We start from the raw sequence: 13,400 nt of genomic DNA, 5'->3' as shown, positions 1-13,400 counted from the left end.
AGATTCACCTATCCCCACCTCCAGAGGGGGAAACAGTATTGTGCTGTAGGTATGAAAAAGGGCGGGCTACCCAACGACCCCCTAGCACCTATCTAGAGGATGGGTAGACCGCCCTATGTAGCGCCAGCCCTAGGCCGCCGTGCCGGTGGCAACCAGGGGCGTGACACTACCGCCCGCCTTTAGGCTGCCGGGGTGGATGCAGCAGCGGAGCCGAGGGTTCCCGGCTTCACGTCAGCCTCCACATAGACGAGGCCCTTCGGGTTGACGACCTTCGCGCCGAAGACCTGAAGGCCACGGACGATATCGCCGAAGCGATCCGGGTCACGGAATGCCTCGAGCTCGCGGAGCTGGGTAGCGAACGCAAGTGCTCCGGGAACACCCGCCACAATGCCCTCGCGGCCTGCGGTGACCGGGGCATTGTTGGACTGGTAAACGTTCAGGCCGAGCTGCGAGATAGACGAGATGAGGCCATTACGGGCCACAATGTCAGTGCCTGCGGCGTCTGCCTGGGTGACACGGCGGTCTGCGAGAAGGGCGGAGCCAAAGTTCGGGCCGACCACGATCCAGCGCTGGGCGGTGGGTGCGGAAACCTTATTCAGCTCGGTGGCAAGCTTGCGAACAACGTCCCACGCGGTGAGCTGGCCATCGGAGGGTCGATAGAAGTCGGCGCCGTCGAATACCGGCTGGTTCGGCAGCTTGTTACCCGCGTCCGCCTTAAGGGATGCGGCTACTGCCTTATCAATCTCGTCGGCCATCTCCGAACCGTGCTGGTTAGTGGCGGCGGAAGCGAAGTCACCGGCCGCCTGTACACGGTCAACGTCGGAGACGCGGAAACCGTAGTACCGCTCCTGGTCCATGACCAGCTTCGCAGAGGTCGTGGTCAGGTCATCGTACTCAAGATCCTTGGTACGGTCATGGTTCTTGATAGTGGCCTTACCAATGGAGTTGATCTCCACGGTGTCGCCACTGTTCTGGAGCATCGGCTGGTACTTGGTATCAGCGATGCCCGGCTGGGTGTAGATGCTGGACTTCTTGAACGGAACGAGAAGTTCCGGAGCCCACAGCTTAGGGATAAAGGATGCGACAGACATGCGCGTATCTCCTTAGAATAGGTGGTTTAGCTTCCCGGCCTTACGCGCCTCGTAGATTTCCTCAGGGGACATGTTGTCCAGGTCTTCTACGGTGAGCCTGCGGGAGCCACTGTTTTCGGATGGTGTCGGAGCGTTACCGGAAGATGCGGGCGCCACCTGGGCGCGCAGCTTCGGGGTTGCTGCCACCGTCTCCGAGACGAGTTCAGCCACCTGGGCTTCGTAGTCATCGGCGGACGGGTCAAGGGCGTTGAATGCTTCACCGCCCTTAATGAAGGGGACAGTCAGATCCGGGTCGGCCTTGGCCTTCTGTACCGCTTCGGTGAGCGCTACCCGCTGCCTCAGCTGGTTGTAGCGCTCGTCGGCGGCCTTAGCCTGCTCCTGGTACTTCTTGCCAAGGTCCTCGACGTCTTCCTCCTCCGCGAGGCCCATGACCTTAGCCAGGTTCTGCTTGTAGGACTCGAACTGCTGCTCAATTTCCTGCTGGCGTTTCTCGAACTCGGCGGTCGCCTTTTCCTGCTCGCGGAACTTGGTACGCCACTTCGCGGCCTCAGCGTTGAGTTGGGAGATACGGTCATCCCCCTCCTCGTTGTGCTGTGGGCTGGTGGGCTCCTGGCCTTCTTCCTGCCCCGGCTGCTGGGTGGCGTTCTCAGTGTTCTGCTCGTCGGTGACGGAGGCGGTGGTGTCTGACATGCGGTGTCCCTTCGTATGGTTGCTTTGTGGTAACTCCTGGTCTGCCACTGCCCCACATCATGAGGGAATTGTGTGTGCGGTCAGCTGCGCGGTCGTTCGCGGTGCGACCACCGGGTGAGGTGCTCGTGATTGTTGACGTGCTCCCGGATGCGCCGGTTCCACTCTTTGGTTTTGGCGCGGGCAGTGTCCCTATCAAGCGGGGAGAGGGCTACGGCTTCGCGGCGTTTCCAGCGGCGTAGCTGCCGCTCCATGTGCCGCTGCTTCTGGGTCGCCTTGTACTTGCGCTTGTTCTCAGCCGGGCTGTCCATTGGCACTTGTGGTGTTGGGTCGCCGGGAGTGTAGGCAGTATCGCGGTGCCGACAGTTCACATGGTGATACCCCTTGCTGATAGCACCCCTCAGCGTGTCCTTAACCGTCACGGTGACTTTATTGCCTGTAGCTGGGTCTACCATCTCCCGCACCCCTGCCCCGCCCGAGATCGCCAAAAGTTCATTCTGAAACGGGTAGCACTGCGGCGCCGAGGCCGTATGCCACGAAGCGCGCACCAACTCAACACCCGCCTGTTCATAGCCGGATAGGTGCCCCTCCTGGGTGGCCTGATTCCGCATCGTCCTCACAGACATGTCCACGTAGGAGTCAAGCGACCACCTACGCCCGGCCCTATCAACAAATGCGGTGATGCCGCGATCTGCGTATTGGTTGAGGGCGTGCCTCATTGCCGTCCTATGGTCAACCCCGGCAATGATCGCAGACTGCACTGTCTGCGTAGTGATCGACCTGTAAACATCTGTTACATCACGAACAACTTGCAGAGTAGTAGAAGCAATCTTGGCCGTAGCTGTGCCTGAGAGGGCCTGTACCGTGTTAATGGCAGCATACGTAGGGTAAGGGGTGCTAGCGAAGTTAACCTCGCTAAAAACCTCTTCAATAGCCTGGCTGTATTCCTCCATCGCCAACTGGTCGATGACTAAGGATGACTTTTGCGAAGCGGTATTCATAACCCGCGCTATTCGGGCCGACAACCTTCGCAACTCTTTATCACGCTTCAGCACATGGTGTACATCATTCCAGTTACCGCGCTTTAAGGCCTCCGAAAGCTCTCGAAGCGCGATTAAGCCAGCCTCCTCAAACAAAATACTGAGGCGCATTGCCTGACGTTCAAGTTCGTCCGTCATGGTTTATTCACCTGGGCTAATAGGCATATCTTCTGCAAGATTAAGCAGAGGATCTTCTGGCATGATTGCGGCACGTTCCTTATTGATTCGGTTCTCTTCTGCCAACACCTCCTCGGGGGTCCACTCGGGGTGCAATTTGGTAATCGCAGCATGTAGAGACATCAGGCCAGATGTATAAATAGCGGTAACACTTCCGGTCAGCTCCTGCTCCGACACCTCTATCTGGTCTGGGAGGGACACCACCACGGGCTTCGTTGGCGGTGTGTAGCCGTTCAGTAGGGCGTCCATGTGCAGGTAGGCGGTGAGGATGTGAGAGAGGTGGGCGCGCTCGTGGCGGCCCTTAGTGTCGGCGGTGGCACGGGTGCGGCGGGTGCGGGCCCGGGTCTCAGTCGCCGTCATGTCGCCGGTTGCCTGCGCATCCATGTCTACAGTGAAGGGCGATAGGCCCAACGCAGATACCGCCTTACGGATACCGGAGTCGATGAGTGTGAGGTATTGCTCGACACGCATGTCAAACTGGATCTGCTCGAAGGTTGGCTTCTCGTCCATGTTTCCATTCATTGACGCCTTGTAGACGTCGCGGAACCAATCTAGATACGAGCCCTGCCCAGGGCCGTCACTGTCTAGCAGTTCCTCGGAGACGAAGAGACGCCCCCGGGCCGCCTCAACCTCGTGCTGGAGTTGCGACCAGTTGTGGTCGATGTTCTCGAAGATTCCGGCGGCCCGCGCCACGTCCGACGTGTGGTAGTAGCGCAGTAGTTTCTTCTGCCTCCAGGTGTGGCGGGGCCTGTAGTTGTCCAGCATGTCGGCGGTAATCAGCTCCGACCCGGTTGGCAGGACGGTGCCCTCCCGTAGGCCCTCCAGCTCCATGAGGTATGCGGATTCCGGTATCTCGTCATACGGCACCGGCTGGCCAAGACCACTGCCTGAGCCCTTGAACAACTGGTATTCAATCTGGCCGGGTGTGTGCCGCTGGAGGAGGCGGAAATAGTCGTCGTCGTGCTGGTACGTGTCCCAGAATAGGATTGCTGTCTGCCGTCCGTTCTCAAACTCGGCCATGCCGTTATCCGCGTCAACCCATTCAATCCATGGGTGCGGGTCTACCGACTGGTTCCATACCACGCGGCCATATACCCAGCCGTGTGACCCGGCCCTATATACGGCTCCCCACCAGTCGGAGGCGAAGCGGTCTGAGGACACAAGCCGGTCTAGAGCCTCGGCAGCCTCCGTGTTGTCCTCATCCTCGACGGAGAGTTTCGCCTGCGGAGGTTTGCCCGCCATGTAGTCGGCTAGGGCTGTGGTGAGCTCGTCGGCGATGGGCAAATGATGCGTCACAAGGTGCGATGAGTCGGGCGTGTGGCGCTGCGGTTTACCAAGGAAGGCGCGGGACGCCGCCCCGACCACGCCCCCGTTGAACTGGGTGCGGTGAGTGTATGGCCTGCCGTACTGCCTAGCCCGACGCTCATTAATGACGTCTGTGTCGCCGGAGATTAACGCATCATCCCTACGGATCGCTTCAAGGGCCGGGGCGTACTCCTCGGGTGGCCACGGCGTGTTCGGGGCTGGCATTGGCATGGGTGTTCCTCCTTGGCTACGTCTGCCGGGGTGTGCAAGAGCGCAGCCCCCGTCAACCGTCGAAGTTGGCGACGGAGCGCGCAGCCTAGCCATTGGGGAACGAGTGCGGATAGTGGCCTATCCGCCCCATTGTCGGCCCGCTGCATGGCTGGCGCGGGGTGGCTTGCGTACCCGAATGCGATGCGGCACAACGCCCTTGCACGGCCCTAACGATCTGACTATTGAGGCTGCGGTCAGTTACTTTAGAGGAGCCGTGCCTTCGCCTTCCGTACACGTCGAACCCATAGATGCTTGCATGAAAACACGGCGTACCGGAAAGCGTCGCAGTGGTCATCCTTCTCTTTGATAGGTTTATCCTCGCCACGTGCCGAGGCCGAGGGGTCCCACCTATACTCGGGAATCTCTTTAATGAGCTGGATGCACGAACTGTCGATCTTCAACTGCCCGCCAGTTAACAAAGAGTCGATAGTCCTAATGCCAGACACAACAGAATTAGCGGCTTGGTAGGTGCGGATACCACGCACTTTCAACTCCTGGCGAAAGCTCTTCGCGGCTGGATCAACATACATGTAGCGGGGCCGTTGTGGCAGCTCTTCAAGCCAAGCCTCAAAGCTGTCTGCTAATTGATGATCTGATAGTGGGAGCGTACCCGACATGCCCTCGACGATATTAGGTGACCATTCAGAAACAATCTTGAGTACCCCGTCGCTGTCTATGCCGAGGGCATAGCCTGCGGACGGGTGCGTGGTACCAATATCAACCCCGACTGAAAGAATCTCCTCCACCTTGGACGACTTTTCCACCATTGCCTCTTCGTCCCACGATTGGTAAACAGCGCCCTCTGCTGCAACCCACTCTCCAAGAATCATTCGTCGGTAAAAGAGCCCCGTAAACGTGGACTCCAGATCTGCAACTACCTGTCGGCTCAGTGCCGGATTCTCTCGGAGTAGAAATTTCTCGACGTGGTAGCGTTCGGCATCTGCTTGGTCTACTACGCGGCGTTTCAGATAGTGAGCTGAGGTTCCAGGGTTGCAGGTCGCTAATACTCGCGATCGGTCTAAGGATAGGCGCGTGTTCAGCATGTCAAAGAATGATTCTGGTGACAGCTCCGCCTCGTCCCACCAGCAGTCCTGCACTGTCATGCCCTGAATCGAGGCCGCACTACTTTCATTGCTCGCGCCGACAACTGTAAACGGCTTGCCGAAAAGTGACCCGAACGGCGCGTTTTTGCTGTAGTGAAGATGAGGCGCCACAGCCCTATAACTGTCCATCTGGAAGATTGGCTGAAAAAAGTTTCTCCACAGCGTGTTCGTTGAATAGCCGACGACGATCCTGTCGCCTTCGACCGGACTATCGTCAGCCATTCGCGATATAAAGTCCCATCTTTGGGCATACGTTTTAGAGGATCGGACGCTGCCGTACCAGAGGTTAAACTTTGCGGTGGACTGGTTGAGCGCAAGTTTCTGACGCACAGACAGCCCCATTGTTTACTCCTAAGTCTCCGACCCTATGCCTTCTTCAAACTCGCTCGGATCGGCTTCCATAATAGTTTGAAACGCATCCCTGATTGATGCGGTGACGTCTACCGAGGCGTCTACGACAATGCCAGTGTCAATGCCGTAAAGCCTCTGTCGAGTACGCCCAATCTTGTCTTGCGTCTCGATGATTCTTCGAACTTGGTCAACTGTCCGTAAATCTAGCGAGACTCCCGCCTTGGTGCTCGCGTTGAGGTTTCTCAGTAGTCGTCCTAGTTCAGCGTTGAGGCGCAGGTGTTGTTCTTCGCATCGGCGTATCTCGATGGTTCTTACTGCCTCTGCTGGCTCTCTCGTTATTTCCTTGAGGGCGTCTTGTACGTCTCGATATGCCTGGGGGCGGCTGATGCCATGTTCTTCCGCTATTCGTTCATAGGTTAATCCTTGTTCTCGTTGGTTGAGAACTTTCGCCATTCGTTCGCGTCGTTTCTTGCTTATGTGTTTTTGTCTAGCCATATGTGTTACTTCCGTTAGTGTTACGGTGTTACGTCCCGTTTGCGTGGTCTATACGGTCGTTTGGCGCACTTTTGTGACATTTGTGGGTTAAGTGTTACTGGATACGTATTCGTCGGCTAGCGCGCACAGCTGCACCAAGTTTTGGCGAATACTCGCTGTAGCTACATGTAGCCATAGTGACTTCGATATGACCGTTAGTCATTATCTGTTCCTTTCTGCATGCCCTTGCAGGGGCGTTGGTATGCTTTATTTAAGTATAGTTGTTTTTCTTGCAAAAGTCCAGGTAGAAGCAGGTTTTAGAAACGTCTTCAATGGCCTTTAGAGTCGCTGTATCCCATAGCGGTGTAGGTGGTTTCACGGCGGACGAGGCGGACGTCTGGGATACCGCTTATGGCGTGGATGGGTGCGGTTCCTCTTGCCTGGCCGAGGGTTCGGTGTTCGGAGAGTATGACCATCTTCTTCGGGTTGAAGCGGTCTCCCTGTTTGCTGACGCATAGCCAGGTGGTGTCGGTGTGGCTCATGAAACGTCTCGGTAATCGACGGTCTTCCACACGCCGGGGGCGTAAGTGCGGGTGGTGTCGCCGTTGCTGTCTACGATGTTGAGCTCCCCAGCCTCCCCTATGGTGACTGTGAGGATGTTTTCGTGCTCCTCGTAGTGGATGACTCCGGCGATGACGTAGGTGACAATAACGTTCACTGGCCCGCCCCCTGGCTGTTGTGGTCGAGGAGGTACTCGAGGGCCTCCTCGTCGCTATCGAACGCGGTGGTGTGTGTGAGCCATTGCTGCGCGAGGTGTGGGGGGAGTTGTAGCCGGATGGTGATGAAGTCCCCGTAGGGGTTCGTCACGTCCTCCTCAGCTGGTTCCTCTGTGGTGTTGAGGGCGTCCTCTAGGGCGGTGAGATCTTCCTGTGTGTAGCCGGTGGCGTCGAGGTCTGGCAGCCAGTCAAGCAGGTCGAGGAGGGCTTCATCGTTGTAGGTGGCCTCGTCAGATGTTCTATTGTCCACCAAGACAATCTCAGCGGCTTGGGTGGCGTCAACGTCGATGACGTAGCACGGGACCATGAGGTGCGGCTGGTCTCGACCTTCCTTCTGGGCCTCCATGTTCAGCTCGCGCATGGCGGCGAGCGTGTGGTTGCCCGCCAGTACAGACCATTCTTCTCCGGTTTGAGTGCCGATGTTGACTAGCAAAGGCTTAAACTGCCCATGACTCTTTAGACTGTCTTTAATTACCGGAATACTGCCCTTACGAGGGTTTCGGGTGTATGGATGAAGCTGAGCTATTGGTAGGTGCTCTAAACGGCCCGTAGTGTCCTTTACGTCCATATTACGGAGGTTAATGGGGGTCCGATGGCGGTCAGCGGAACCCCGCTAAAGTTTCTCGGCCCACACAGAATCCCCTTCGGACATAAGCCGCCAGCCGTAACTCTTAAACAGCCACCTCAGCTCCCACGTGCGTAAGGTATGCCAATCCCCCGGGCTGGACGGGCTATCTACGAGACAACCAGCGGGGATATAGAACCAGTCCACTGTCTCTATCGTGTCGCCGTTGAGGACTCTAATCTCAGCGACTGCTGGCCGATTGAAGTTGAACCAGACATCGTACCTCATGCCGCATCGTCCTCAGCCTCTGCGTCATCTTCAGTCTCGGAGTCGTTGAAGTACTCAACGACCATGTCGGCAGTCAGCTGCGACATTGATATTCCCCTAGCGTCGGCAAGCCACCGCATGTGGTCAATCGCCGGTGTAGGCAGCCGGTAGGAGCCCTGCGCCGCCGTCCTAACGTTCACTGCTAAGCGGTTCTCCGGCACATACTGGGTGTCGGAGGATAGGTAGCCGAGCACGATTTCAACGAGCATCCCGTTCCGGGAGATGCCCCACTCGTCGGCGGCGGCGCGCACCTTCCGTTTGATGTGAGGCGGCAGATGAAGCGTGCAGATTTCTAGCTTCATGTGCTCGGCTGAGCGAAGATAATTTAGGGCCTCGTGGTCCGCGAGAAGCCCCGCGAACTCTTCGCGTGAGTGCCAGAGGGGTGATTTTTTGATAGCCATTAGTGGCACCCGAGTATCGCGTCGTACTGGTCGCCGTTGACCGTCAGGTACCCCTTGCCGATTTGGGCTCCCTCGTGGTAGAAGACGCCGATTAGTACGCCGGTAGGGTGCTTGCTGGTGGGGGTGAAGCTAAGCCCGTCGCCGAGGCGGTAAACCTGCACTTCTTGGTTAAGGCGTTGCTCGATGCTCATGGTGGTTCCTTTCTGCTTGGTGGTTGTGCGCCGCTTGCAGGTGGCGCTAGTGCCCGCCCAGGGACTCGAACCCTGGTGTCTGCCAGTCGGGCTGTTTTCGGCTCCTTATGCCGGAAGGCGGCCGGTGGCGGCGATGAATTGGAGCTCTTTCACTAGCGCGCCCCCCTTTCTGCTCCGGTTCAAAGGGCCGCCACACATCCAGCCGTGAGTCCACAGCCCAGCACGTACGAGCCCATAGGAATCATTCTCTAAAACATCCTGGGCACACTTCGCGATAACGGGGCACCCCTCACACATCTTGCGAGCCGTAATCCGCTTAGATTCGAGTGTGCAGTTATCGCCTTGAAGATCGAACGCGTCCGGATGTAACGAGCTGCATTTCGCATCCTCAGTCCAGTGGTAAAAATCGTGATATTTTTTCCGCATTAGCAATTTGCCTCGTTGAATAGAACTCTAATTTCTGGTTTCGTCCACGCCTCAATACCGGCTTCGGCGAGGATGCGGACGCGGAAGTTTGCGGCCCATTTGGACCTGTAGGTGCCGACTTCACGGACGTCGTCGCCTACCGCGCAGAACACTGTGGTCTTACCTGTCGGCTGCCGGAACACGGTAAATAACCTCCTGTACGTGGCATTCAACGACTCTGAACACGTCGCGGGGGAATAGTGTTTCCATCCGGTTCATTTCCTCTACGGCCCCGTTGGGGGTGGTGTGCTCGCTGGCGCCGAACCATGACCAGGTGTCATCTTCTCGGCCCCAGCGCTGCACTCTGTAGGTGATTTTGTGGGTCACTTCCCCGCGTTGCCTTTCTCTGCGGGACGGTTCTCGGCAATGAGCACCCGTGCGTGACGTGGGCTAGTCAGGTTGTGAGGCCAGTGGCGGCCCTTGCGCTTGAACATTGTGTGATTCCTTTCTGTGCTGATTGTTGCGCGCTTGCAGGCGCTTATACGGTTTCGGGCTGGTGCTCGGCTAGGCGGGTGAGGAGCGCCGCGCAGTCTCCTATCCCCTGTGGGTTGTCTAGATCGAAGTAATAGGTGTTGTATTCCTCATCGGAACCCCAACCCTCGTTGATTTCGGTGTCCAGCTTGAGGAATGTATCTAGGCTGGTGTAGATGTATGGGCCGGTGCTTGAGGGGGTGATGCTGAATCCTAGCGATTCTGCGAGTGCGGTTAGGCCCTTGATAGCGAGGTATGGGTCCGCCATTATATTTCCTTTCTGCGATGCCCTTGCAGGGGCGTTGTGAGTGTGATTAGCGGTATGCGCTCTCCACCCGTGAGGTGTTAGGCGACTTCGTAGAAAGCGGACTTGCCGGTCAGTGCTACCTGAAGCCATTCAGCTTCAAGGTTCAGGGCGGATGCCAGCTCAATGAGGACGTTGCGCTTTGCTGCGAGTGCCTCAACGTTGGAGGAGTTCGGGGTGAAGTGGCAGTACTCGCCGCGTGCGATTGCGTCCATGTAGTTCTGGGTGTCGCGTTCTACGGTTTCGAGTTCGTTCTGCAGCTGGCGGCTTACGCGGTCAAGGTTGGAGAGGAATTCGGCCTGTGCGGTGGTGTTTACGATGATGGACATTTTGTTTCCTTTCTGCTTGGGGTTGCAGCCCCTTGTTGCTTACATGAATCACTATAATACGCCAGTTACAATTTGTAAAATTGAGCCGTTTAAGCACTACAAACCAGTAGATCCAAACCCACCAACGCCGCGCTCCGAAGCGCCTAATTCTTCAACTTCCACAAACCCCACCACGGGTAGTTTCTCCACAACAAGCTGCGCCACACGCTCACCACCGCGCAACCACACCGGGGCCGTCCCCTCATTATGAAGCGACACCATAATCTCCCCCGTGTAACCCGCGTCAATGATCCCCGTGCCGTTAGAAAGCACTACGTGCCGCTTAAAGCCAAGCGACGACCGAACAAACACTTTTCCCACGTACCCATCAGGAATGTCCACAGACACGCCCGTAGACGCCACAACGTGCCCGTTGACCGGAATCTTCACATTCACCATTAGAGAAAGATCCCAACCCGCGTCACTAGCATGAGCGCGACGCGGCGGCTGCGCTCCCGGGGCGAGAGTAAACGGAACTTCAATCGAGTTGTTGCACATAATTTTTTCCTTTCATGTTTCTTGACTTAAAAGCATGTTGCGTAACGCCGCCGCCCCTTGCTGCGGGCACACGCGATTACCTGACGCCTTGATTTGCTGTGTGCGTCGAAGCCCCGGCACTTGAGTTACCCACCCGGCAGGTAGGCCCATAATCCATTCAATAAATTCGGGATTGGTGGCCGATTTACTTTCTGGGAACCGCGAGTGTAGGGAACGCACGGGATGATCTACAAGCAGTGGCGTTGGGGAATACTTGCATGAGGCCTAGGTCGAGTCCGCCATAGCCTGCGAACATGCTGCCTATCTTCATGATTCCTCGTACCAGAGTTCGAAGACTTCCCACATAGGTTTCGGATGAGTCGGTTCGCCATAGTGGTCGTGCTTGTAGAACTGGTGGCAGCGGCGGAAGAGGCCCGGCTCCGGCTCCTGGAATTGGAGGTGTTCGGGTTCGGGGCGGTCGCGGCGAGCTTGAGTGCACGATTCTACGGTGCCGTCCACCTTGACGCGCTGCACCTCCCCAGCGCGGGGTTTATATGGTGGCATGATGGTAGTGGTGCGGGTACAGAGAACAGTCATGCCATCACCTTCAGTGCCCACAGCAGGATGTAGACGGGGTGATTAGGGTCAGCTACGCCACCGTCCGGGGTGTAGGCGTAGGCGGATAGCAGGTTTATTAGAGAGTTAAACATTCTTCCTCGCGCTCTTCCTCACTCATGACGATGGGCTGACTGTAGGCACGCGCCACAATCCGCACCCGCTCGCCCGGGTGCCTTTCAATAGCCATGCGCTCGGCGGTAGTGGGGAGCATGTACCAGCGGGCGCGGCGCGGCCGTTCCCACAATCCATATGACCCCACAAATAGCCACTTTTCGAGTAGTGGCCGCCAGACTTGGGCGGCGTACTCATATCGCATGCCCTCTACCTCTTTTAGCGATGCGACGGCAACATCTTGAGGCACGCGCCCACCAGCTTCCACCCGGTTAAGTTGCTGCCACGCTTCCAACGACGTCATGTGAAAATCTTTTCTCTGATTAGTCATCGCTTAAATGTCCCTTTACTGATTTCGTCTAGATAGTGGAGTGCGTCATCTTTGGTAATGAACATCCCCCGTAATTCTTCGCCCTGATACAAACGCCACTGGACGGTATTCTCTTCACCGAATGTGAGAGTCCAGGTGGCTATCGCGGTGCCTTGACTCATGCTTAATCCCGTCCCATCGCTACGCATCGCAACTCATCGATATAACGCCCCCGACCCAGTTCCATTCGCCGCTGCCGTTTACCTGGGCGTAGACCCGGTTAGCGGCCGATGAGCGCTAGCTCTGGTTTAGAGTGGGCCGTCAATCATGTGAAGTTCGCCCAGCTCATGAGTTTTGAGCAGTTCCGCAAAATTTGGGATGTCGGTTTCGTATGCTTCGGTTTCGAGTCCCTCTAGTAGGTCGCAGAAGTCTGAGCTGGCTGCGCTGACTACTAGCTGGTGCGTGATGTCGGTTCCGTCCTCACACCAGAGCACGACCTCGACGAGATAGTTGTACTCGTCGTATGGGGCCATGCGGGCTTCTGCGAGTTGGCCTTGGTAGCAGGTGTAGGAGTTCATGGGTGATTCCTTTCTTTGGACTCTTGCAGGAGTGTGAGCGTGATTTAGGTATGCGCTCCCCACCTTGCGCGGGCTAGTCGTTGAGCTTGCCCTTGGCTGCGGCCATGACCTGCTCGGTATCAACACCCATGGCGTTGAGCTCGTTTACCATCTCGATGCGGCGTGCGTACATCTTGTTCAGCGCTGCGGTGTCCGGCACCTCGGCGATGAGCCTGCCGGTGTTGATGTGGTCGATGTGGGTCTCGAAAGCGCTCATGATGATTTCCTGGGTGGAGTTGATTTCCTTGCCAAGAGTGTTGAGGTTAGCGAGCTTGGTGTTCATTTTTTCTTCCTTTCTGCTTGCCCTTGCAGGGGCTGTTCTTGCTTACATATCTAAGTATAGATCACGGTTTACAAAAAGTAAAATTGAGCTCTCTAGCCTGCCCTAATGTAAGGCTCAGGGGCGCTCTCGCACACCCATAAATCCATCCACATACGACCCCTCAGCCCCTTCACGGCAGGCCAAATGACCGGCTCCGGCTTCCCCATAAACCTAGGCAAATCATCCGGCACCAACCCCAAGCCGGGAATCTGCTTCGACCCCCTAGATAGCGCGTCATAAATCGGCTTCCCGGACGCCGCCACATTATCCGTATCCCGGCCCCGATTATCGCGGGGTCGATAGTGCAGCTGGACAATCAAATAGCCCATGCCCTCCGGCATTCTGACGTTACGGGCGAGGAGATGAACGGCCTGCTGGATCTCCCGCTTCTTCGCAGCACGCCCCCATACGGCGCCCTTCGACGCCGGGGCGGAATCATTCAGGCTCAGCGGCGGTTTCTCCCACGGGAGCTCGATAGTCGCCAGGTGCTTCGGGCTGTCCGGGTAGGACATGAGGAACGGTGTGGTCATGCTGGAATCTCAAATAAGGTCGGTTGGATAGTGACGGCCCCTCGTTTAC

The 13,400-nt window shown here is 57.0% G+C and carries 20 protein-coding genes; all 20 read right to left on the bottom strand.

What is annotated here, in order from left to right; genetic code table 11:
- Window positions 1–179: 179 nt before the first annotated feature.
- A complete protein-coding gene (locus WM42_RS09875; RefSeq protein WP_062037742.1) occupies window positions 180–1,091 on the bottom strand; it encodes a phage capsid protein in 912 nt (303 codons plus the stop codon).
- Window positions 1,092–1,103: 12 nt separating this feature from the next.
- Complete coding sequence (locus tag WM42_RS09870) at window positions 1,104–1,781, bottom strand: hypothetical protein (protein WP_062037739.1); 678 nt, start codon at window positions 1,779–1,781, stop codon at window positions 1,104–1,106.
- A gap of 80 nt (window positions 1,782–1,861) precedes the next feature.
- Window positions 1,862–2,956 (bottom strand): phage minor capsid protein, encoded by a 1,095-nt coding sequence (locus WM42_RS09865; protein ID WP_062037736.1) that lies wholly within the window; start codon window positions 2,954–2,956, stop codon window positions 1,862–1,864.
- 3 nt (window positions 2,957–2,959) lie between these two features.
- Window positions 2,960–4,531, bottom strand: coding sequence for a hypothetical protein (locus tag WM42_RS09860; RefSeq protein ID WP_062037733.1), 1,572 nt, complete (start codon window positions 4,529–4,531; stop codon window positions 2,960–2,962).
- 242 nt (window positions 4,532–4,773) lie between these two features.
- The gene (locus tag WM42_RS09855) at window positions 4,774–6,015 is read right to left on the bottom strand and encodes a PBSX family phage terminase large subunit (protein ID WP_062037730.1); all 1,242 of its coding nucleotides are present in this window, start codon (window positions 6,013–6,015) and stop codon (window positions 4,774–4,776) included.
- A gap of 9 nt (window positions 6,016–6,024) precedes the next feature.
- A complete protein-coding gene (locus tag WM42_RS09850) occupies window positions 6,025–6,519 on the bottom strand; it encodes a helix-turn-helix domain-containing protein (protein ID WP_145915058.1) in 495 nt (164 codons plus the stop codon).
- A 308-nt stretch (window positions 6,520–6,827) separates the two neighbouring features.
- Complete coding sequence (locus WM42_RS13320) at window positions 6,828–7,040, bottom strand: hypothetical protein (protein ID WP_145915057.1); 213 nt, start codon at window positions 7,038–7,040, stop codon at window positions 6,828–6,830.
- Entirely contained in the window at window positions 7,037–7,216 is a 180-nt protein-coding gene (locus WM42_RS09840) for a hypothetical protein (RefSeq protein WP_062037722.1), read from the bottom strand. Before WM42_RS09840 ends, WM42_RS13320 begins: the two co-directional genes overlap by 4 nt.
- Window positions 7,213–7,842: a ParB/RepB/Spo0J family partition protein gene (locus WM42_RS09835; protein WP_062037718.1), complete on the bottom strand. Its 630-nt coding sequence runs from the start codon at window positions 7,840–7,842 to the stop codon at window positions 7,213–7,215. The genes WM42_RS09840 and WM42_RS09835 overlap by 4 nt, the downstream gene beginning before the upstream one ends.
- Window positions 7,843–8,123: 281 nt before the next feature.
- Window positions 8,124–8,567: a hypothetical protein gene (locus WM42_RS09825; RefSeq protein WP_062037713.1), complete on the bottom strand. Its 444-nt coding sequence runs from the start codon at window positions 8,565–8,567 to the stop codon at window positions 8,124–8,126.
- On the bottom strand, window positions 8,567–8,758 hold the full coding sequence (locus tag WM42_RS09820; protein WP_062037710.1) for a hypothetical protein: 192 nt from the start codon (window positions 8,756–8,758) through the stop codon (window positions 8,567–8,569). Before WM42_RS09820 ends, WM42_RS09825 begins: the two co-directional genes overlap by 1 nt.
- Before the next feature lie 105 nt (window positions 8,759–8,863).
- Window positions 8,864–9,184, bottom strand: a complete 321-nt coding sequence (locus tag WM42_RS13875; protein WP_062037707.1) for a WhiB family transcriptional regulator — start codon at window positions 9,182–9,184, stop codon at window positions 8,864–8,866.
- A 517-nt stretch (window positions 9,185–9,701) separates the two neighbouring features.
- Window positions 9,702–9,962, bottom strand: a complete 261-nt coding sequence (locus WM42_RS09800) for a hypothetical protein (RefSeq protein ID WP_062037698.1) — start codon at window positions 9,960–9,962, stop codon at window positions 9,702–9,704.
- A gap of 77 nt (window positions 9,963–10,039) precedes the next feature.
- Window positions 10,040–10,327 (bottom strand): hypothetical protein, encoded by a 288-nt coding sequence (locus WM42_RS09795; protein WP_062037695.1) that lies wholly within the window; start codon window positions 10,325–10,327, stop codon window positions 10,040–10,042.
- Between the two features lie 96 nt (window positions 10,328–10,423).
- Window positions 10,424–10,864: a dUTP diphosphatase gene (dut, locus tag WM42_RS09790; RefSeq protein WP_235591251.1), complete on the bottom strand. Its 441-nt coding sequence runs from the start codon at window positions 10,862–10,864 to the stop codon at window positions 10,424–10,426.
- Window positions 10,865–11,170: 306 nt separating this feature from the next.
- On the bottom strand, window positions 11,171–11,440 hold the full coding sequence (locus WM42_RS13070) for a hypothetical protein (RefSeq protein WP_082787675.1): 270 nt from the start codon (window positions 11,438–11,440) through the stop codon (window positions 11,171–11,173).
- Window positions 11,441–11,537: 97 nt separating this feature from the next.
- A complete protein-coding gene (locus tag WM42_RS09780; RefSeq protein ID WP_062037688.1) occupies window positions 11,538–11,903 on the bottom strand; it encodes a hypothetical protein in 366 nt (121 codons plus the stop codon).
- A gap of 287 nt (window positions 11,904–12,190) precedes the next feature.
- On the bottom strand, window positions 12,191–12,460 hold the full coding sequence (locus WM42_RS09770; protein ID WP_062037682.1) for a hypothetical protein: 270 nt from the start codon (window positions 12,458–12,460) through the stop codon (window positions 12,191–12,193).
- A 73-nt stretch (window positions 12,461–12,533) separates the two neighbouring features.
- Window positions 12,534–12,782, bottom strand: a complete 249-nt coding sequence (locus WM42_RS09765) for a hypothetical protein (protein ID WP_062037679.1) — start codon at window positions 12,780–12,782, stop codon at window positions 12,534–12,536.
- Between the two features lie 92 nt (window positions 12,783–12,874).
- Window positions 12,875–13,351 carry a RusA family crossover junction endodeoxyribonuclease gene (locus tag WM42_RS09760; protein WP_062037676.1) on the bottom strand — a complete coding sequence of 159 codons (477 nt, stop codon included), beginning with the start codon at window positions 13,349–13,351 and terminating at the stop codon, window positions 12,875–12,877.
- Window positions 13,352–13,400: the final 49 nt, after the last annotated feature.

Origin of the sequence: Corynebacterium simulans, from assembly GCF_001586215.1 — a bacterium.
GTDB lineage: Bacteria > Actinomycetota > Actinomycetes > Mycobacteriales > Mycobacteriaceae > Corynebacterium > Corynebacterium simulans.
This window is presented reverse-complemented; position numbering and strand designations above follow the sequence as displayed.